The 20,518-nt window shown below is 57.8% G+C and carries 16 protein-coding genes and 1 pseudogene; 3 read left to right on the top strand and 14 right to left on the bottom strand.

Annotation, left to right across the window (positions count from 1 at the left end):
• The 10 genes and pseudogenes from IBX51_RS10615 to IBX51_RS10660 form a co-directional block, all read right to left on the bottom strand.
• Positions 1-1,945 (bottom strand): annotated as a pseudogene (locus IBX51_RS10615) (hypothetical protein); the annotation flags it as partial.
• Positions 1,946-2,008: 63 nt separating this feature from the next.
• Entirely contained in the window at positions 2,009-2,941 is a 933-nt protein-coding gene (locus tag IBX51_RS10620; protein ID WP_291831195.1) for an AgmX/PglI C-terminal domain-containing protein, read from the bottom strand.
• Positions 2,942-2,953: 12 nt separating this feature from the next.
• On the bottom strand, positions 2,954-3,454 hold the full coding sequence (locus IBX51_RS10625) for a biopolymer transporter ExbD (RefSeq protein WP_291831196.1): 501 nt from the start codon (positions 3,452-3,454) through the stop codon (positions 2,954-2,956).
• The gene (locus IBX51_RS10630) at positions 3,451-3,981 is read right to left on the bottom strand and encodes a biopolymer transporter ExbD (RefSeq protein WP_291831197.1); all 531 of its coding nucleotides are present in this window, start codon (positions 3,979-3,981) and stop codon (positions 3,451-3,453) included. The genes IBX51_RS10625 and IBX51_RS10630 overlap by 4 nt, the downstream gene beginning before the upstream one ends.
• 19 nt (positions 3,982-4,000) lie before the next feature.
• The gene (locus IBX51_RS10635; protein WP_291831198.1) at positions 4,001-4,666 is read right to left on the bottom strand and encodes a MotA/TolQ/ExbB proton channel family protein; all 666 of its coding nucleotides are present in this window, start codon (positions 4,664-4,666) and stop codon (positions 4,001-4,003) included.
• A 39-nt stretch (positions 4,667-4,705) separates the two neighbouring features.
• Complete coding sequence (locus IBX51_RS10640) at positions 4,706-5,026, bottom strand: hypothetical protein (RefSeq protein WP_291831199.1); 321 nt, start codon at positions 5,024-5,026, stop codon at positions 4,706-4,708.
• A 6-nt stretch (positions 5,027-5,032) separates the two neighbouring features.
• Complete coding sequence (locus tag IBX51_RS10645; protein WP_291831200.1) at positions 5,033-5,890, bottom strand: tetratricopeptide repeat protein; 858 nt, start codon at positions 5,888-5,890, stop codon at positions 5,033-5,035.
• Positions 5,871-8,720 (bottom strand): tetratricopeptide repeat protein, encoded by a 2,850-nt coding sequence (locus IBX51_RS10650; RefSeq protein WP_291831201.1) that lies wholly within the window; start codon positions 8,718-8,720, stop codon positions 5,871-5,873. The genes IBX51_RS10645 and IBX51_RS10650 overlap by 20 nt, the downstream gene beginning before the upstream one ends.
• The gene (locus IBX51_RS10655) at positions 8,707-10,476 is read right to left on the bottom strand and encodes a tetratricopeptide repeat protein (RefSeq protein ID WP_291831202.1); all 1,770 of its coding nucleotides are present in this window, start codon (positions 10,474-10,476) and stop codon (positions 8,707-8,709) included. The genes IBX51_RS10650 and IBX51_RS10655 overlap by 14 nt, the downstream gene beginning before the upstream one ends.
• Positions 10,477-10,479: 3 nt before the next feature.
• Entirely contained in the window at positions 10,480-11,145 is a 666-nt protein-coding gene (locus tag IBX51_RS10660) for an AraC family transcriptional regulator (RefSeq protein ID WP_291831203.1), read from the bottom strand.
• Positions 11,146-11,588: 443 nt separating this feature from the next.
• On the opposite strand from IBX51_RS10660, the gene IBX51_RS10665 reads away from it, so the two are divergent.
• Both IBX51_RS10665 and IBX51_RS10670 read left to right on the top strand, forming a co-directional pair.
• Positions 11,589-12,311 (top strand): outer membrane beta-barrel protein, encoded by a 723-nt coding sequence (locus IBX51_RS10665; protein ID WP_291831204.1) that lies wholly within the window; start codon positions 11,589-11,591, stop codon positions 12,309-12,311.
• Entirely contained in the window at positions 12,281-12,970 is a 690-nt protein-coding gene (locus IBX51_RS10670) for an outer membrane beta-barrel domain-containing protein (RefSeq protein WP_291831205.1), read from the top strand. The genes IBX51_RS10665 and IBX51_RS10670 overlap by 31 nt, the downstream gene beginning before the upstream one ends.
• A gap of 207 nt (positions 12,971-13,177) precedes the next feature.
• Here the strand turns inward: IBX51_RS10670 and IBX51_RS10675 are convergent, their stop codons facing one another.
• The 3 genes from IBX51_RS10675 to mqo form a co-directional block, all read right to left on the bottom strand.
• Complete coding sequence (locus IBX51_RS10675) at positions 13,178-15,202, bottom strand: hypothetical protein (protein WP_291831206.1); 2,025 nt, start codon at positions 15,200-15,202, stop codon at positions 13,178-13,180.
• 53 nt (positions 15,203-15,255) lie between these two features.
• Positions 15,256-16,488: a carboxylate--amine ligase gene (locus tag IBX51_RS10680; protein WP_291831207.1), complete on the bottom strand. Its 1,233-nt coding sequence runs from the start codon at positions 16,486-16,488 to the stop codon at positions 15,256-15,258.
• A gap of 151 nt (positions 16,489-16,639) precedes the next feature.
• The gene (gene mqo, locus IBX51_RS10685; RefSeq protein ID WP_291831208.1) at positions 16,640-18,121 is read right to left on the bottom strand and encodes a malate dehydrogenase (quinone); all 1,482 of its coding nucleotides are present in this window, start codon (positions 18,119-18,121) and stop codon (positions 16,640-16,642) included.
• Between the two features lie 406 nt (positions 18,122-18,527).
• Between mqo and IBX51_RS10690 the strand changes: the two genes are divergently transcribed.
• Positions 18,528-19,502: a calcium/sodium antiporter gene (locus IBX51_RS10690; protein ID WP_291831209.1), complete on the top strand. Its 975-nt coding sequence runs from the start codon at positions 18,528-18,530 to the stop codon at positions 19,500-19,502.
• A 23-nt stretch (positions 19,503-19,525) separates the two neighbouring features.
• Here IBX51_RS10690 and IBX51_RS10695 read toward each other — a convergent pair whose 3' ends face one another.
• A complete protein-coding gene (locus IBX51_RS10695; RefSeq protein ID WP_291831210.1) occupies positions 19,526-20,290 on the bottom strand; it encodes a 1-acyl-sn-glycerol-3-phosphate acyltransferase in 765 nt (254 codons plus the stop codon).
• Positions 20,291-20,518: the final 228 nt, after the last annotated feature.

Raw genomic sequence — 20,518 nt, forward strand, 5'->3', positions numbered from 1 at the left:
GCTGGACCAGATAGTTGTAGTTATAGTCCGGCGCCGCAATCAGATCGACGCGCTTGCCGTACTTGTTCACCACCTCGAAGGTAAACTCGGTATCTGCCGGCACTTTCACCAGCGCAGAGCCATCCGGCTCGACCATCGCATAGGACAGGATGTCATAAAGTACCCGATTGCCAGTGCCAAGCAAGGGGGTCAGGCCCAGGGGTGCACGGCTGCCGTCACTGGGGTTCAGATACTCGTTGGTCAGGATTGCCTGGGCCAGATCTGCTGGCACATCACGGTGACCCAACACCCGAATAAAGCGCTCCGAGCGGTCATCCGGACGAGTCAGGGACGGATCCCTGCGAGTCAGGATGCCCCCATCATAGGCTTTGGCCATATCGGCACCGTCCATGTCGTAGATACTGCGGATCTGGAACAGTGCGGTGTTCTCTTCCAGCTGCAGCTGGTGTCGTTTACCCCGATAGGGCCGAGCCAGCTCGTTGCCGCGAATGATCACGATGTCAGTGTACAGAGCTCGCTCGTGGCCCTGTACCACAGGCAAACGAGTGTGGCTGGCAGGGTCAACCATCCAGATGCCGTAACGGGGTTCACCCAGATTATCCACAGTAGCCCAGCCCTGACAGGGGGAGCTGACGGAGCCACTCTGTGTCAGGCAGGGCGCCCAACTTGTAAGCAGGCGGCCAGAGCCGTCATTGTAAGGCGAAACGGCACTGTACCAGCCGGATGGCGACACCTGGTTCGGGTAAAAGTTGACCAATCCCGGCGTCATGGATTCTTCCGCATCGCCAACAATGCTGTCTGCGACCGGCTTGCCCACCGCAAAGAAATTCTGGCTATTGATCTTGACCACATCACCGCCATACACCGGGTTGTAGATGTGCCGCATAACAGTGAGCAGGTTGCCGTCATATAGCGGGATGGGCGCCATGTAGTGAATGAACGAGGCGTCAGAGAACTCCTGGCTCAGGCTTCCGAAATACCGATGCACGTTGCCACCGGAGGGAGTGATGCGATAAAGGCTGAGCACATCTTCGACGAACACGCGTTCGTCTTCCGTTTCACCGGCCAGCGACGCACCGCACTTGTCTTCAACGGTCCACTCCTTGGGTTCTTCCAGGCCAGACGGGAAGCCGTTCCCGTTGCCCTGACCGAAACCGCCCCCATTGGGGTGCGTGTTGAAGTTCGGGTTATCGATGTTCTCAAGAGTGCAATCGGTCAGAATCTCATACAGACGACCAAAACGAATGAACACGATCTGGCCGTCGTTCATGGTGGCGGGCTGGATGTCGTGGAATTGGCCGAAGGTGATCTGGGTCAGGTCAGTGCCGTCTCTGTTCACGGAATGCAAAAGCGAGGCGGGCTCACTGAAGTCTTCCAGATATTCCCTCAAATCCAGCTGTTGCCAGTTGCCCCGGGCATGCTGCCGGGACGATGAAAATATAAGGCGGCCCTCATTGGTGTAGGTGGGGTTGGTATCGTGGCCGGCGTTGGCAACCGCATCGTCCTGAAACACCCGGCGAATCTGCCCCGTCTCGAAACTGTACTCGAACAGGTTCCAGGTGGTATTGCGGGTATCGCCAGCCGGAGCGTGTGCGGCAAAGACCAGGTGCCGGCCATCAGGAGAAACGTCCAGATCCTTCACATCGTAGGCCCCACCGAAGTAGTCCGCCAGCAAATGACGTTCGGTCGAGTTAAGCGCGACCCGATCCCGAATCATCAATCTGGCTCCGGTGTTGAAACCATAGGGTGCTCGCGGGTCCAGGGGCGGCCTTACGTTGATCGTCTCGGCATCGCCCATATCCGGATAACTCCGGACCACATAGGCAAATGGCTGATCGGCCATCAACCGGGTGTCGTTACTGCTCAGTTCGCCTTCAAAGCAACCAGACAAGCCCAACAGGCCCGCTAGCCCGATGGTCCGCAATAAGTGGTTCATTTTGATCATGACGTTTTCTCTCCCTTGAGCCATCGCCACTCCCCGCAGTTAACCGCAAGAAGTGGCGAGCTATCAGCCAGGCATAAAATCGAACTTGTAATTGACCGGCGTGGCGGCCACGTCCTCCGGACCAAACGCGATCATCTGAATTCGGGCCAGCAAGCGCACTTCCAGGTTCTGGTCAGACAGATCGCTGTCGACCATCCGAATGGAGGAGATGCTGCCGTCCGGTTCGATGACAATGTGGAACACAAATTTGCCCTGAAGCGCCGGGTTGCTGCGCAGTGCCCGGTTGTACAGGGCGTAAATCGCGCCTTTATGCTGCTCGAACACGCGGCGGATCTGTTCCATGTCCCGGCCTCCGGCCACGGTCGATTTCCGGGAGCCGCCACTACCGGCGCCGGCACCACTGCCGCCACTGCCACCACCAATCGGGCTGTCCACTGCCGTGGTATCCCGAGCCGCCAGCTGAGTGCCGCTGCCGGTGTCGTTCATCACAGAGCTATTCACCCCACCACTGGTTTTGGTGGCCGATTGAGCTCCGAGCACCGAACGGGCTGCCTTGGCCGCAGCGCCCGTGGCTACGTTGGTGTTCTGGGCCTGCAGCTTAGCCACATCAAGCGAGCTTCTCAGCGATGCGAGTTCGTCTGAGAACGCTGCCACACCCATCTGGGAGACCTTTTCCCGCGCCTTCTGGACTTCCTTGGCGGGGGCCGGTGCAGCCGTTTTCTCAGCTGGCTCCGGTTGGGTTTCCTGCTTCACCGGCTCAGGCGGTGGCGGGGGTGGCGGCACCTTGCGATCAATCAGAACCTTCGCCAGGCTCGGCGGAACCTGCTCCCGTTCAGCCCGATCAATCTCAGGCAACGGCAGCCAGGGCAGTACCAGCGCCAGAAGCAACAGCAGCAGCAACAGGCGCTTGAGTATTCGCTTAAAACGACTGTCTTCCTCGCTGCTGGCATCCCAGGGCAATGCGAAGTCGTGGGGCGTTGTTATCATTGATGTCATCAGTGTTCTCCGTCAGGCGCCACCGCTGGATACTCGTGAAACGGCCATCGACAGATCCCGGTAATTGGCCTTTGCGCAGGTCAGCATGACCCGCTTCAGCAACTCATACGGAACCTCGTGATCCCCCAGAATGGTGACGGCCCGGCCCATGGTCTGCTCCCGGTCAGTCAACTCGGTGCGTTTGGCGGTCTGGAAAGCGAGTTCCTCCATCAGGCCGTCAATCAGCCCGTCCGAGAGGATCACGTCGTTCATATTCGCGACCGGCCGCCCATCCACCAGAATGTACTTGTCGGTGATGGTCACGACGGTGGTTTCCCGAGGGCTCTCCTCAGCCGTGGAGTCCGGCAAGGTGACATCGCGGACCTGTACGATTTCGTTGCTGCCCGAGTTGAGCAGCAGAAAGAACACCAGGATGGTGAAGATGTCCATCAGCGAGACCAGATTCAGTTTTGGCGGTTTCGGAAAGATCGCCCGATTTCCGATCAGTCCACCAGACGTAAAGCTCTCGTTCATGATTTGTCCCCTTTACGGACAGGGGCATCACCCAGCGAAATTTCCGGGAACAACTCCACATCGACCGCTTCGGCCACCACCACGGTCTTGCCAACACGGAGGGTGTCCATGGTGGTCACCAGCGACTGGTAGGTTACTCCCGGCTCGGACAACAGCAGCACGTCCCGCTTCGAGACATTGTTGGCGGCAAGCCGGCCTTTGATCGCCTGCAATACCTCCGACAGCGCCCTGAAATCGTGGCCACTTCCTTCTCCGTGGTCGTCGGTCAGCATGTCGATGGTTTTAACCAGGTTGCCACTGGGGTAATAAACCTCGATTCCCGTTTCCCGCAACACCACTTCCAGCTGCCGGTTTTCCTCGGCACTGGCAATCTGCTCACCGGTGAGGTCCGGCAGGTTCAGCTCCAGAATCGAGATGTGGTTGAACACCATACTCATCAGCAATACCGGCACCAGCACGATCATGAGGTTCATGAACGGCGTGATGTCGATGTCTGCCTCTTCCTGTTCTCTGCGTTTTGCAAACATAACCATTCACCCGTTCTGATCAGGCATCTGACTCGCGCGTTGCCACCGCTCGCGGGTTGTGACGCACAAGAGTATTAAGAGCTTTGACGCCCGCCATCTCGATGCTCTCGACAATTTCCAGAGTCTTGTTCTGCAGCAGCGAGTGCACCAGCAGCAACGGAATAGCGGCCATCAATCCAAATGCTGTGGTGTTCATGGCCACGGAAATAGACTGGGACAGCAGCGTCGCCTTGTCGGCCGGATCAGCGTTCGCTACCGCTGTGAAGGCGGCGATCAGACCAATGATGGTGCCCAGCAGACCCAGCAAGGTGGCGACGTTGGCGAGGATAGACAGGTAGTTGGTCCGTTTGGACAGCCTGGGGATACTCTCCATGACACCTTCCTGCATGGCGGCGTGAATATCATCGCGGCGAGGCGAGGCACGCATGGTGTCCAGGCCAACGGCAATCAACCGGCCAATGGCTGAAGCGTTCTGCTGCGCGGCCTGTTCAGCCTCATCAAACCGGCTTTCATTCATCAGCGGCAGCAATTCACCATAGGCATTGCGGTTCGAGCGATAGGCTCGCTTCAGAAATACCCAGCGCTCAACCGCAATGGCAAGGCCAATAAACAACACCAGGGCGATCGGAAACATAAATGCGCCGCCTTCCTGGAAAAATGAAGTGATGCTTGTGTAGACGTTCATAAAGTTATCTCCGGACAGTGTTTTTCGTTTTTTTATGGATCAGTGTTGGTCTTGCCCGGTGCCCGGGGTGTGGGCCTCCAGGGAAAGTTCGTCGTAGAAGCGCAGGGTTCGGGCATGGATGTCCCGGTCCACTGGTTCAAATACCTGGCCAGACACCGAAGTGATGGCTCGATAAAGGTTTTCCGGGCCTTCCGTCGGCTTCCAGGGAATGAAATAGCTGACCGAGGGCTGCTCCCGGTCACCCAGAAAGGTGCTCTCAAGGTCGATGGATTCCTGAGCCACCGTTCCGGTGCTCAGGCTGGCCATACACGGCAGCATCAACAGTCCAAGGCGAAGGCCTCGCGCATTCAATCGGATCATGGTGTGTTACCCCTGGTCGGTTTCTGCTGGCGCCACCGACTGTCCCGGCCCGGCGGAGACCTCGGCATCAGCATCAGTGCCGGTCTCGGCCTCAGTTTCCGGATCGGGTGCCGGTGGCGGGTTGTCAATAAAGCTGGTTTCAATGCCGGTCCGCCGACGGATTTCGATCATCCAGTCAGCCACTTTGGGGTCGGTGCCACCGGTCAGAAAGTCATAGGCCTCGTAATGCGGCTGGGCCTGCTCCGGTCGATTCATGTACAGGTCGTACAGGATCCCCAGGTTCAGGTGTGCTTCCGGGAAGTCACGCCAGACAGACAGTGCGGCCAGGTAAACGGACCGGGACTGCTCGAACTCACCCTGATGACGTTCGAACAGCGCATGGCTCAGATAGGCGTTAACGTTAGCCGGGTTCACCTCGACGGCTTTTTGGTAGGCCTTTCTGGCCTGCTCCGGCTGTTCGCGCTGTTCGGCGATGGCCGCCAGCTGCAGCCACGGCCCGGACAACTCCGGGTAGACCCGGGTCATCTCCCTGAAAACCCGACGCGCCTGTCGCAGCTCTCCCTGCTCCAGCAGAGCCCGGGCTTTCAGAAAGCTCACCCGGGCGGCTTCATCTACTAACGCAGGCTGGTCCAGGTACGGGTTGGGGGCCGCAGTGTATGGAATGGCCTCACCCAGTTCGTTATAGGCCTGGGCGGGCAAATAGCGCTCCCCGGCACCGGTTTCCCCTGCCGTGGCCCGCTGCACGGGTTGCGAGCGAGGCTCGGCCGGCTCCGGTGCTGATTCACGAATTGGCATGACACCGGCGCAACCGGCAAGCAGCACGAGCACCAGCGGTGCTGCGGATTTAACGGATACCATCGCCATAAGCCACCTGTACTTCCTGTTTGTCGAATCGGGCAGGATTGAGAGCTGCCATGGCCGCAAAGCTGCGCTCGATCCAGGGGTTGAATTCACCGCTCCATGACCGCTCGATATTGGCCTGGTGCACTTCCATGGCCAGCTCTTCAAACGGGATGGCCTGCTCTTCCAGAATCAGCTCGTACTGCATGGCTTCCAGTTGGCTGAGGCCCGCCGGCCTGGGCGCGTCCATCAGCTCCCGGGCAAACTGGCCATAAAGGTCTGCAATGTTGAAGGTCGAACGGGTGGTCTGATCGAGCACGCCGTAGGCCACCGCCTGCTGGTATCGATCCAGCGCGTTCTTGAGCTTCTCGTTCTTGCGGGGAATGCTCTGGTTAAGCGGATGGCGCAGTCGCACCCGGTCAAATTCGGTGCGCCAGTAATCGCCATACTGGTTATTGGCCCAGGCCGCCAGCCAGGCGGAGCGGCCACTTTGCAGTGCCTGCGGTGCCCTGTTATGACCGTCGATAACCCGGCGCAACCAATACAGATGACGATTCATGTCGCCCTGGCGTTCGTACAGGTAAGCCACTCGATAACGGGCTTCCATGCGGGTATCGAACGGCTCTTCGTAGTCGAAAGCCCATTGCTTGAAGTAGTCCAGCGCCTGGTTTTCGTTACCGGCTTTCTCATGCAGTTCTGCCGCCAGGAACAGAGCATCACGGCGCACGTCAGGTCGGCTGTCGGTGCGATAGATCCGCTCGTATTCGTTGGCCGCCATCGGCCACTGCTCGTCCTGCTCGTAGGTCCAGGCGATTTTCTGGTTCAGGTCTCTGGCGAGACGATGGCCCGGGTAGCGCTGGCGCAGCTCCAGCATCTCGACCAGGGCACGGTCCCACTCTTCCAGGGTTTGCAGATGGGTGGCGGCATCAAACTGGGCAACCACTCTCACCTCCGAACCCGGAGCCACCGTCTTGATTCTCAGGAAATGGCCCACCGCCGTCTCCAGCTCATCGCGTTCAATGGCCGCCTCGCCCTGTTTGTAGATGGTGACGGCCAGGCGTTCGGTGACCGTGTCATGCTGAGGATCGTTCAGCTCGATGTAACGTAGCTGACTGCGATAACCCTCCTCTGCCGCTGCAAAGTCAGCCAGTTCGTACTGGCTGTGGGCGATCACACCCCAGGCAGTCCGGTTGAGGTCCCGATCCACCTCGCCGGCACCGCTGACAATGCCGGTGGCTACTTCCAACGCCTTCTGATAGCGGCCAAGGGCAAACAGCTCTTCGGACGTACGCGCCAGAACGGCTCCAGAGCGTTTGTCGTCCCGGAAGGTCTGAACAAACCTCAGCTGACTATCGACCCCCCGGCTACGCCAGTCGCGCAGAGCTTCGCTGTCGTCGCCGGTATGGGCTTGCAAGCGTTCCGTTTCTTTCTGGAAGGCAATCAGCGCCGCATAGCCGGCATCGGCACCGTATTCGTCACTGCCAAAGTCATAGGCCGTGCGTTCGTAATGGGTGATGGCCGTGGGGTAATCGCCACCGTCAAAGGCCGCCTCGGCCCGCATGAACACCATTTCCGGTACCCGCGGGTCATCAGGGAAGGTCTGCTCAAACTCACCATAAAATTCGGAGGCTTTCAGGAAGCTGGTCTGACGTTCGGCCTCGGTTGCCGCCTGGGCAGAGTCACGAACGCTGCCACCTTCCAGCTCACGGTTCAGGCGCTGGCCGGTGGAGTGGTAATGCCGGGCCAACTCATCGATGAAGGTTTTCAGATTTGGCTCGACCCCGGCTCGAACATCGGCGCCCTGCGAGACCCAGAATGCCGAATGGATGCCATAGTTACGCACGTAGTTTTCTTTCTCTGGCAGGACCTGCTGGGAGAATTCACCATCTACGTAAGCGCGGATCATGTCGGCATGCATTTCCGGCGCTCGTTCGGATTCTGGATTGCGCACGACGAAAGCGCGGAACGAGGAAGCGGAATCCTCATACCGTTCCTTTTCCAGATAATGCTGCCCAAGGCTGGAATAGAGCATCCAGCTGTACTTGTCGGACTGGGGGCGGTTGGCGAACATGGCGTCGATCTTGTCTGCACCACCGGCGTGGGCCAGAGCCACACTCATGATGCGCAGGGTGTCGTCCACCAGCGATCGGCTGATCTTGTCCAGGGTTTCAACCCGGCCATCATCGGGGAACAACCGGTCCAGTACCTGGGCAAAGGATTGCAGGCTCTGGTCGTACTCCACCATTTTGTATTGGGACCAACCCAGCAGGTACCAGGAGTTGTTCAGGAACTCCGATTCCTGACCCAGGGCTACCACCGCACCGTAGGACTGCTCGGCCTGTTCGTATTCCTCATGCCGGAAATGAATATCGCCCTTGCGGAAGTGTGCCTCCGCCAGTCTCGGTGAGTGGGGGTGGGTGATAATGAACTGTTCGAGTACCGCCTTGGCTTCCTGATCCCGGCCATCGAGATCGTAAGCCTTTGCCAGCTGGTACTTGGCCTCGGCGTTGCGGTCCGAGCCAGGGTATTTCTCCAGCAACTGGTGGTAGGCAGTGATCGCCTCGGGGAAATATCCATCCTGTCCGGGCATAACACCCCGGAGCTGGTCATAATCCCCTTCGAGCATGTAAACGCTGGCAATGCGGCGTTCAATCTGCTCATACAGGCGCCGGTCCTCAATGGTTGCCAGCAGCTCCCGATACTCCCGGCGCACGTCCTCGTGCATGACTCGCGGTAACGGTACATCATCCAGCGGTTGCACCTGCTTTTGCAGGCTCGCAATGGTGGCGGGGTTCTGGAAACTCGCGCATCCGCTGATCATGATGCCAAGTAATAACAGGCTAGATCGTCTCATCACGGGCCTCCTGTGCTGTACGCACCACATTCGCCGGCTTATCCGGGGCCCGGGCATTCGCCAGCGGGTCTTCGTCGGGGTCCAGATACTGCAATGAACGGTCAAGAATGCGCACTTTTGCCAGCTGGGCTTCTACCTGATACTGCGCCAACCGCTGCTGGTGAATGTCCAGCTCAGTGCTCACCAGCGTGCGCATGACGTCTTCAAGCCGGGCAATCATGCTCCGGGTCTGCACCATACGGTCGTCTACCTGCGCCATGGCGGCACTGACCGAATGCTGGAAGGAGCGGGTGTCGGCAAGAGCACGACTGCCTTTCAGGGCATCAAGCGCGGTTTGGCCACGTTCAATCTCAAACTGAAGTTCCTCAAGGCGCCAGGTCAGTGGCTCTCGATGCTCTGCCGGCAGTGCACTCAGCCTGACCGACATCTCGGTATGACGAGACCGCGCCCGCTGCAAGCTGTCGTTCAGGTGATGCAGACGCTGACTATGGTCCACGCCCTGCTCGCGACCGGACCGGGCGCTCAGGATGGTGTCAAAATCTGACTGGCGCTGCTGCCAGCGTTCCAGGTTGTTACGAATCGCATACAGATCCCGGAGATCCTTGAGCACCGATTGAAAGGTGTGGTCCGACATCAGGTTGACCAAAAACGGAGACAAGCGGTTTACCGCAACCGCCGGCGCCCGACCAAACCAGTCACTGTCGTCCAGTACGCTGTCCAGATTTCGCACGAACAACTCCAGCACGTCGGCTTCTGCCAGCGTGTTCCGGGCCAGTTCAAGGGACTGCAAGGTCTGCCGGAACTGCCGGTCCGCCGCGATGAAGCCCTGGGCTGCCCGGCCTTCCAGGCCCAGGCGCTCATAAACGTGGGGCCGCAGCAAAATGGCTTCCTGAACTTCAGGAAGAGCCACAGAGCGCGCACTCAGTAGATCCAGTGGCGCCAGCGCCTGGCTGAACTCACCGGCATTGATGGCCACCCAACTGGCTCCTAACAGGCCACGGTTGGAGTAGGCCCCGGTGGTGCGAATGGCGGTCATGTGCTGCCCGGCCTGCAGGCTGTCACCACGCCCGGCATAGAGATGCGCCAGCGCCATGCGTGCGCGGTCAGCCAGCCGCTCGAGTTCTGGCGACCCATTGCTCAGGGTCAGCACCCGGTACAAAGACCCGAGGGCATCGTCGGTGCGCCCCAGCCCTTCAAGAGCAATGGCAAGATTGAAGTAAAAGTATGGAGCAAAGGGGCTGCGGCGATCCAACGTGTCGGCCACCGCCAGGCTGGCATCCAGATGCCCCAGCTGCACATTCACCAACCCGGCAAGGTAGCGATACTCGTTATCGATATCACCAGGCATGCGGCCGCGGATGCTAGCCAGGTTGCGACCGGCAGAGTCAACATCACCCCGCTGGTACTGCATCTTGCCCAGATAGAAACGGGCCCGATTGCGCACCGGTTCACCCAGATTGCTGTCGGCCACCCTGTCAAAAATAGTCTCGGCCTGCTCGTCCAGGCCATAGGACAGACTGACACCCCCCTTCAACAATTCAGGGTAGGTACCGTGATGGGCTATCCCGCCGTTGTCCTCCGCCCAGGCGTACTCCACCAGAGTTTCAAAATAATTTTGCTGGTAAAACTGGAACAGCACCGCGCCGTACTTCAGATCACGGGCTTCTTCAACGGAAGTGGCTTGAATGCCCCCGGGAATAACCAGAAGGCAGGCGATCAACAACACTGGCAGGGACCGGTTAGCTGAACTAGGCATGGCTTACCACTCCCGAACCAGGAATTCCGGCTGTTGGCGCGCTTCCGAGTCGACAACCGCAAGCTCAACGAATTTCGCCCCCTGCGACTTCTCGAATCGAAGGCTGCTGCCGCGCTTGTAATCGCGACCATTCGGCCCCTGGCCGAAGAAAAAAGCCGACAAGGTATGCTGGCCGGGGCTCAGATTACCCAGATAAAGAGGGTGTTTACCGCCACGGGCCAGCGCCTCACGTTCCTCGCTGGAGTACAGATAGGTCGCCACCACTTGGTTATCGAGGCGCAATTCCACACCTTCCAGCAGGAAGTACCGGCCCACATTCAGGGAAACGAACACATGAAAACGGGTGTTGGCCGGGAACAGCAGGTCTTCCTCGAGCACCCGGAGATCCTTGTTCAGAACCACCACGTCGAGCTTGAGGGACTGGATGTCCTGTGACAGCTCATTTACGGCACGACGGGCACTCTCCCGGCTTTCCCGCACGGATAAAGGCGTCTCGACCAGCCGGTCAAGCGTGATCGAGGCGGCATTGCGCGCCTCCGCCCCAGCACTGGATTCATCGCTTTCGCCGGCCGCCGCCATCATGGGCATGAACAGCAGCACAGCCAAAGCCAATAGCCATGCCAGCCCCGGAACATTCGTTCGACCATTTCTGAATTGCAAAGTCACCATCCCGCTCCTGTGCCCACGACTTTCCAAGCCGTAATGGCAACGCCTGTTGAGTATTCGGGGGTCTGACTTTGAGGTTGCCTGATTACGATTCACCGGCTCTTTTCATTCGGCCTTTATTGGAAACGTTCAGATCTTTTGTGTTCGCGCTTGCCCAATCGTCAAATTGTGTAAAATAAACTATCACATATATTTATGGAATGAAGCCTTATTTATTAGCTTTATTAATATTATGTGGAGCTTGTCGCAGATTTGGGAGGAGATGATTGCCGAACGCTGAAACCGCCGTCAGAGTTCCCCAAAATTTCCAAAAAAGTCCTGAAAATACAGTTCTTTACATTAATTAACATAAGTTAACAGAGCACGACAGGATGACGGTAACCAAAGCAGTAAGGACAACAGCAAGACCAAAGCGAACGCCACGGCAATTATTCGGGGCTTTTGCAATGATCCCTTGGCTAGTGATTGCCCTGGGCACGGCACCGGTCCGAGCAGAGGAACCTACACCTGTTGTGGAGGTGCTGGACCCTTTCATTGAGATGCACACGGCACCAGGGCGAGGTTACCCAGTGTTTCATGTGATCGAGCACGGAGAGCAGGTCGAGCTGCTTAAACGCAAAACCAACTGGTACAAAGTGCGCGCCAGCGCTGGAGAAACCGGCTGGACCAAATCCACCCAGTTAGGCAGAACCCTTCAACCCAGCGGACTGCCGGCGGATTTGCCGGAGGTATCCCACGGCCAGTATCTGGAGTCGAGCTGGAGGGTCGGCTTTACCGCTGGCCAATTGGAACAGTCACCCAGCTTCAGTCTGACGGTCGGATATCGGCCGCTTACCTGGCTTGGTGCAGAGCTGGAAGCGGGCAAGATCTATAACCAGTCCGTCACCTCTGACTACTACGGCGCCAACCTGATCATCGAGCCGCTACACCGTTGGTCAGTGACTCCATACCTGCTGACCGGCTATAGCCGATTTGCCTTCGATGCTCGGCAAAAGGTCGTTCTCAGCAGCCTGGACGATGCCAGCGGTGTCGCACTGGGTGGTGGGCTGGGCTATTACATCGGCAGAAATTTTCTTATCCGTGCCGAGTACCGCGTGTACTCGGTGTCATCAAATTCTGAAAGTGCGGGACTGAGTGAATGGAAAATCGGCATGAACACGTTCTTCTGATGGCTCACCCGACTTCGGGTATCGCCAAAAGCATAATGGCAGGCATGGCATTGGTGGCCTTGGCGGGCAACGTCGGAGCGGCTGAAAACAGCGGTAAACCGGTGCAGGTTATCGAACCGGACATTACTCCCAGAGAAATTACTCAGGCCAGAATCGATTCTGAATTTTTCGAACTGGGAGTATTTGCCGGTGTGCTCAGCATCGATAACTTCAGCACCGAGCCGGTTTATGGCGTCAGCGCGGCTTTTCATGCCACTGAGGACTTTTTCCTCCAGTTCAATTATGGCATGAGCGAAGCCGGGCTGACGTCGTTCGAGGAGCTAGGCGGGGCTAACATCCGGCTGCTAACCGACAGCGATCGGGACTACACCTTCTACAACTTTCTCGTCGGCTACAATATTTTTCCGGGTGAGGTGTTTTTCAGCGACAAACTTACCTTCAACTCAGCGTTTTATCTGGTGGCGGGCGTTGGCAATACCGAGTTTGGCGGCGAAAACAATTTCACTACCACCATCGGAACCGGCTTCCGGATTGTGCCTCTGGACTGGGTGACTTTTCATGTGGATTTTCGAAATCACATGTTCCAAAGCGACCTGATCCGGGAGTCCCAGCTCACCCATAACATCCAATTGTCTACCGGCATCACCGTCTTCTTCTGAACCCGGGCGCTCCTCCAAAGCCAACCGGAACGCCTCACGGACTTTCGCGGGAATGGCGTTGGCGTTGCTGACCTGAAGGGTGTATTGGTCAGCGGACGCATCAGAACCACCACGTCCAGAATCTGGAACAGGCCCTGCTTGGAAGATTGAGGATCCATTGAATGCTGGAGTCGCGAAGGGTTTCCTCTTGACCAGTGCCTTCCTGAATCAGTCGGTTCTCGGCGGCTCGGCCTGTAACACGTTGGCCGGCAACCGGTTTTCACCCCAGGTGCGATAGACGCCGTCTGTTACCCGGCCAAGTTCGTCATCGTCCACTTGCGCCGGCTCGCCCCGCTCCAATGGATCATAATGATAGATATACAGCCGCGAGGTGAACTGTTCGAAGGGCAATGACGATTCCCCAAAACGTTCACCATGACCAGAAGTACTCACCTGTACGCCATCGCCCCAGTTCTGCCCGCTGTCGTTATTCGGGTTAAAGAAGTACACCCGCATCTCATTATCAGGGTCCAGGGTCACCCGTAGAATGGTGATAGCATGCCAACCAATAAAGCGGGCGGCGCTGTCGGTAACGGCAATGCCCGCCGGTTGCGGATGTATCAGCGGTTGATTGCCATTGTAGTAGGGATGATAGCTGGCATAAAAATGCCGGATAAAACCCTCCAGGTCGACCAGGTTACCGGTCGCCACATCCACATTGATGGCAAACCCCCGCCCGGACGACCAGCCGTGAAACTCCGGGTTTACCCATTTATGGGGGTCACCTTCCCGACCGATACACAAACGCCCCATTTCGGCGTAAATCCGGTCAAGATGCGGCACCACGATCAGCGAGACCGGATCAAGATCCAGAGTCACTTCCGCGGCCAAGCCGCTGGCACTGCGGGCCGAGGACACCGGCTGACCCTCGAAGTGCATCACGATCTCGTTGTCCCGCGCGGCCCAGGCCACCATCTGCAGCAAATAGTCCGGATCGTTGTATGCCCACATAGACAGTGCACGGGCTGACTGACAGGTCGGGTTATTGCCCTGCCCCACGCCCAGCGGCTGCCCCAGCATGTTCAGTACACCCTGCATCAGCCAGGCCGCCGGTGCAGGCTCGTAACCATTCGCAAACTGCAGGCGCTCCCGGGCTTCCGGGCAAAGCGACAACCGAACCTGACGCCAGAGTCCCGGCGCCACCGGCGGCTGATACAGAATACCCCGCTCCAGCAACAGCGCCAGACCGTACAATCCTTGGGCGGTTTCCGGGAATACGGACTCCTCAATCAGAGTGCGCACCAACTCGCTGTAGCAAAGCAGGCAATCCCGACCGGTACTGGATAGCCCCATAGCGTCGCTCAGCAACGAGTTTCTGTCTTCCAGAATAAACCGCACAAAGGTGGCATGATAGGGCGATACCAGGCCGGTATCGTGCATGGACCGGGCAAAGCCCGTCGCCTCATTCTGTAATGCGGCGCTGTCCATCGATTCCAATCTCTGTTGGTAAATCGCTGTGCCCGGATCTTCACTACAGGCCCGCGTGGGGCCATACAAACTGGAGATCAGTCGATCGGCGCCCCGACCGGCGCCACCGAGGTCTGCATTCGGATCGGCACGGCAAAGTGCAATCTGGGTGATCATCCGCCGGGCATCGGTTACGCGAATCGGCCGCTGCTCCAGGATACGCCAGATCTCCTCAATCAGGCTGTCGATCACATGTTCATAGCCGATGTGGGTGGCAACATACTGGACCAGTGACTGGCTGATCAACGCCAACTTACCTTGCTCCCGCTCCGCCTCACCGGTCATGCCGAACAGCAATCCCAGGTTGATGGCCAGCACTTGAGTCAGGTAATGACTGGCCTGCTCAGATGAAACGCTCGGGTGCAGGTAATCGCCGCGAGCAACCGCCAGCAATCGCAGCTCACTAAACGCCTCGATCACCACAGTATCGGCATTCGGACTCTGCAAAGAGTAGGTGGTCAGAGAGGGCAAAAGAATACCAGGCTCCGCCCAGTCAGTACCTTCGTACACACCGGCCTCTTCAAGCCGGCGAGATCGGGATTCAATGGCCTTGCAACCACCCGGCTGCAGGAGCACGCGCCGGGCAGTATCAAACAACTTGGGAAGTTTGCCGGCCTTTGCAAACGGCCGGCTCTCTTCCAGAGCCGCGATGGACTCGTCCAGTTTCTGCACCAGCTTGTCAAAATTGACTGCTGGCACCTGGCTGGCCGATTGGTGCTCACTCAAACGAGGCTCCTCAGGGCCTGCAACAAACCCTTTTTTGTTAATGCGAATCTCGATTATACATAGAAATCGAGCTCTTCCTGATGTTTGAGCAGGTCCCGCAGAACATAGGGATCCTCACCAAAGAAGTACACCAGGCCCCAATGGGTGCCAAAGGCAGTACGCTTGGTAACCGTTTCTTCAAGTGGCGGCGTCAGTTCGTGAGACTCGAAATACTCGTGGTTTTCAGTCTCTTCCGGAATGTCCAAACGGCTAACGACTCGGCGGCGCGGGTAAACACCGAAACAGCCAGCATACCCTTTGGCATCGACCACTTCTTTCGGGAAGAATGCGGTAATTTCCTCTTCGGTGGTTTTCGGATCAAACGCCAGGATCATGCCCTGATAGGCGTTGAAGCCGTAGGAACGCTCGAGCAATTCGAACACTTTGAAACCCGGCGGCCGATAGGCCACTTCGCCGAAGTACATGGTGCCGTCGCTGGTGACAAAGTATTCCGGATGGACAAAGCCAAACTCGATATCGAACGTCTTGATCAGCTTTTCGATCTGCGCGGTGATCTCTGCGCGGTACTTCTCAAGGTCCGGCGTTGCAGGCACAAATACGGAATAGCCCAGGGTGACGTACTCGGAAATGTTCAGGAAACGGATCTTGCCGTTGTGGATCCAGGCCTCGACCGCAAACTCCCAACCGTCCAGATGGGATTCCATCAGTACCGGAAATTCCTCGTCGGGAATGGTGTCCACTTCATCCGGCGTGCGGATCACCCGATGACCCAGGCAACCGGCTTTATCGAACGCCTTGAGGTGAATCGGATCGTTGGGATCACCATCCAGCTTCAGCAGGGTCTGGTTGACTCGCTTCAGAAAGCGAACCACGTCTTCCCGGTCGTGGGCTTCTTCGAAGATACCCACCCGAATACCGCCTAGCTGGGCACGGCGTTTCATCAGTGCTTTGTCACGCAGCAGCATGGCCTGGCCAAACAGCCGTGGGTTGCCCATTAATACCGAGTTGATGGCGCCGGCCCACTCGACGGTTTCTTCAAACAGCGGTATGGCCACATCGACACCCATTTCCTGCAGGGTCTGGGCAATTTCGACAGATCGGTCGTTCAGACGCTCGAAATTCCACGGCAGGTAAGGAATGTTGTGTTCTGTGCAGTAGGGCTCGGCCCAGTCCGGGGCGACGACCACGTATTTGCGATCAAACTTGTCGGCCGCCTCGATAGCATTAAGGCTCCAGCCGAGGAGGGCAATATACCCTTTGTCGGGATTGTAGTTCTGTTGAGTCACAGGCGCTCTCCACGTTCAGGGTTGGTCTTATACCCTGAACCTATTAGCTGTAAATCGCAACTTTCAATGCCCGACAACCCAACAAAAAACGGGCGTCAGCATTCGGTCTGGCGCCCGTAAAGATACAGCTTGTTTATACCTATATTTTCAATCAGATCAGTTTCAGAGTCGTTAAGGTTCTTTCCCGTACACGGTTAAGCAATGCTTCGTCGTCTACCAGAGTCTGGCCGTAAGACGGAACCAACGTCCGCATGCGCTCTTGCCATTGATCCGTTTTGAGCTTCTCGGGGAAGCAACGCTCAATCACATCCAGCATCGCATTCGCTGCTGTGGAGGCGCCGGGAGACGCGCCCAGAAGAGCTGCCAGGGTGCCATCTTTGGCCGCCACAATCTCAGTACCAAACTCCAGTTTGCCGCCGCCCTCGGCGGTCTGCTTGATGATCTGGACCCGTTGCCCGGCCATCTGCAGCCTCCAGTCTTCTTCCCGGGCATCCGGGAAGAAGTTGCGCAAAGCCTCAACCCGATCACTGTGCGACTGGAACACTTCGCCGATCAGATAACGTGTCAGATCCATATTGCTTTTACTGACCGACAACATCGGGCGCAAGTTAGCCGCGCGCACAGATCCAAACAGATCGAACATGGAACCCTGCTTGAGGAAGCGCGTGGTAAAGCCGGCAAACGGACCGAACAGCAGCGCCGGCTCACCGTTGATGATGCGGGTATCCAGATGTGGCACTGACATCGGCGGCGCGCCAATCGGCGCCTTGCCGTAAACCTTGGAGTGATGCTGTTTGACTACCTCGGGCTTCTGACACACCAACCACTGGCCACTGACCGGGAAACCACCGTAGCCTTTGGCCTCTTCAACACCGGATTTCTGCAGCATGGGCAGGGCACCGCCACCCGCCCCAAGGAACACGAAGCCGGCTTCCAGCTTGGTCAGCTCGCCGGTTTTCTGGTTTTTCACTCTCAGCTTCCAGCGGCCGTTGTCGCGCTGGTCGATATAATGCACCGGGCTGCTCAGCATCAGTTCAAAATTGGGCTGGGTTTCCAGCCACTTGACCATACTCCGGGTCAGCGAGCCAAAATCCACGTCAGAGCCATGCTTGATCCGGGTCGCGGCAACCCGCTGCATCGGATCACGCTGGTTGACCACCAGCGGCATCCACTCGGCCAGATCTTCCGGGCTCTCGGTGTATTCCATTTCCCGGAACAGGTGGTGTGCTTTCAGGCGCTCGAAACGACGCTTGAGGAACGCCACGTCCTTTTCACCCCAGACAAAGCTCTGGTGCGGCGTACGGTTGATGAAGCTGGATGGCTCCGGCAGGATGCCCTGCTCCACCAGGTACGACCAGAATTGCAAAGACACTTCGTATTGAGCATTGATCTGCAATGCTCGAGCAATTTCGACGTCGCCATCGTCGGTTTCTGGCGTGTAATTGAGTTCACAGTAACCGGCGTGGCCCGTCCCTGCGTTGTTCCATCCATCGGTGCTTTCATGGGCAACGTGGTCTAAACGCTCCACCATGACGATGTCCAGAGACGGATCCAGCTGTCTGAGCATCATGCCGAGGGTTGCGCTCATGACGCCCCCACCGACCAGCACTACGTCTGCCTGTCTAACGGCCATTAGTCTTCACCCTAGCTAGTATTGAGCCTGTTGCCACTCCACGATCAGCGAAAGTGGCCTGTCGGAAGCCGGCTTGGCGCGAGATAGGCGGCGCTGCCGTGTGCTTCCGGTCTGAATTTGGGCGCATTATCCCGTTTTTTGCCGGAATAATAAATTGCGATTGTCAATCGATGTGTGTCGGGCTAACTATTGTGGTTTGCCAAGATTCTCGCTGGTTTTGTTAACAATATCAGCGCCACTTTAGTCTGATACCTTTTTTTCAAGAATGCGGATCATTGTGTGCCCTGAAAATGTCCGTGTCACACGGGGCTGCCAAAGCCCGTCACTTGCGCTATCTTGTGCGCCACCCTCCCCCACGCTTTATGCCGACGAGGGCATCGCACACACTGTTGACTGAGGATTCTCTATGCTGCTGGCTACGGCTGCCATTGTTGCCGGTCTTATTCTGCTGGTCTGGAGTGCCGACAGGTTCATCGAGGGCGCTGCGGCAACCGCCAAGCACCTGGGCATGCCGGCTCTGCTGATCGGTATGGTGATCATCGGGTTTGGCACCTCCGCGCCGGAGCTGGCCGTCTCCGCTATGGCGGCAGCAGATGGCAACCCCGGCCTGGCGCTGGGTAACGGCTACGGATCCAACATCACCAACATTGCCTTGATCGTCGGCCTGACGGCCGTCATTGCGCCTATCACCATGCACTCTCAGGTGATTCGCAAAGAACTGCCGCTACTGGTAGTACTGACACTGATTGCCGGGGCACTGCTGCTTAACGGCCAGCTGTCCCGACTGGATGGCTGGCTGTTACTGGCGGTGTTTGCGTTGGTTATGGGCTGGTCTATCTATCAGGGCATCACAGGCAAGGATGACTCACTGGCCAGCCAGGCCGATGCCGAGATAATTGCTCACCCAATGCCGCTGAAAAACGCCGTGATCTGGCTGGCGATTGGACTGGCCCTGCTGATTGCCAGCTCCCGCCTTCTTGTTTGGGGCGCGGTGACCATTGCTCAGAGCCTCGGCGTCAGTGACCTGATCATCGGCCTGACCATTGTTGCTATCGGCACCTCGCTTCCGGAACTGGCATCGGCGATCGCCGCAGTCAGAAAAAACGAGCACGATCTGATTCTGGGCAATATCGTGGGCTCCGGAATCTTCAACACCCTTGCGGTGGTGGGCCTGGCCGCGGCAATTCAACCGCTTTCGGTCGCACCAGAAGTGCTCTACCGGGATTGGACACTCATGCTGGCACTCACACTGGGCCTGCTGCTTATGGGCCTTGGGTTGTTCGGCAAACGTAAGCTGGTGTCCCGCGGCAATGGTGTGCTGCTGCTGGCGGTGTACATGGCCTACACCGGCTATCTTTTCTCCACGGTCATTAGCGGCTGACAGGCAGACAGAGCGGGGCAAGGCTACTCGGCCTCGCCGTCCCCCAGCAACTGCTCCAGGCTGGCGCGCACCTGTGCCATGACCTGCTCAAGATCGTCTTTGCCCTTGCCCGCAGTGTTTATCGGCGCACCCACCCTCACGTCCACCGGCTGGCCCAGCTTGATGCGCAGGCTGCGGGCCGGCAATACCGGGCTGATGCCCCGAATGGCTACCGGTACGATCACCGCTTCGGTGTCCAGCGCCAGGTGAAAGCAACCCTTCTTGAACGGCAGCAACTTGCCATCCGCAGAGCGGGTGCCCTCGGGCGCCGCCCACAGCACGATGCCACTTTCCATCATGGCCCTGGCAGTGGCCAGATCCCGCAGGGCTCTGGCGCGATCTGAACGGTCAATGGCCGGAAACTCTGCCGCCCGCATGGCTGGCCCCAGCAGCGGAATCCTGAACAGTTCTTTTTTCGCCAGCATACGAATGGAGCCGGGCAAGGAGACAAAACTCACGGGGATGTCGTAGTGGCTGGCGTGCGTGCTCATGATGATATAACGCCGGCCGTCCCCGAAATCCGGCACCGCGCCCCGCACTGTCAGGTTAGCCCTGACCAGTTTCAACAAGGTGGCCGACCACTCCCGGCAGTAGTTGTCGACAATCGGTCGGTTCAGGCGACCAAACAACGCCCGCAACAGAATCAGCAACGAGTAGATCGCCGTCAGCGCCACCGAACCCAGCAGGACACCGATACCGCGCAGCAGCGTGGCTGACTCGGTTAGAGGGCTCAGGTTCAGTCGTTTCATACAAACGCACCTTGTCGAAAAAGAGAGGCCTGCCCGCCGCACACCCGGCCGGACGAGGAGAATTATACCGGCTCGATCGTACGCTGAATAATCAACAAAAGTATTGCTCAAACAACAATCAGCATCTATAAGTAATAAAGATATAACCCGCCTTCCAACCGGAAAGCGGAACACCGTCCGATGACAATCCCAATAAGGAGACGGCACATGAAACAACAACACGCTCTT

The organism is Marinobacter sp. (genome assembly GCF_014859525.1).
GTDB lineage: Bacteria > Pseudomonadota > Gammaproteobacteria > Pseudomonadales > Oleiphilaceae > Marinobacter.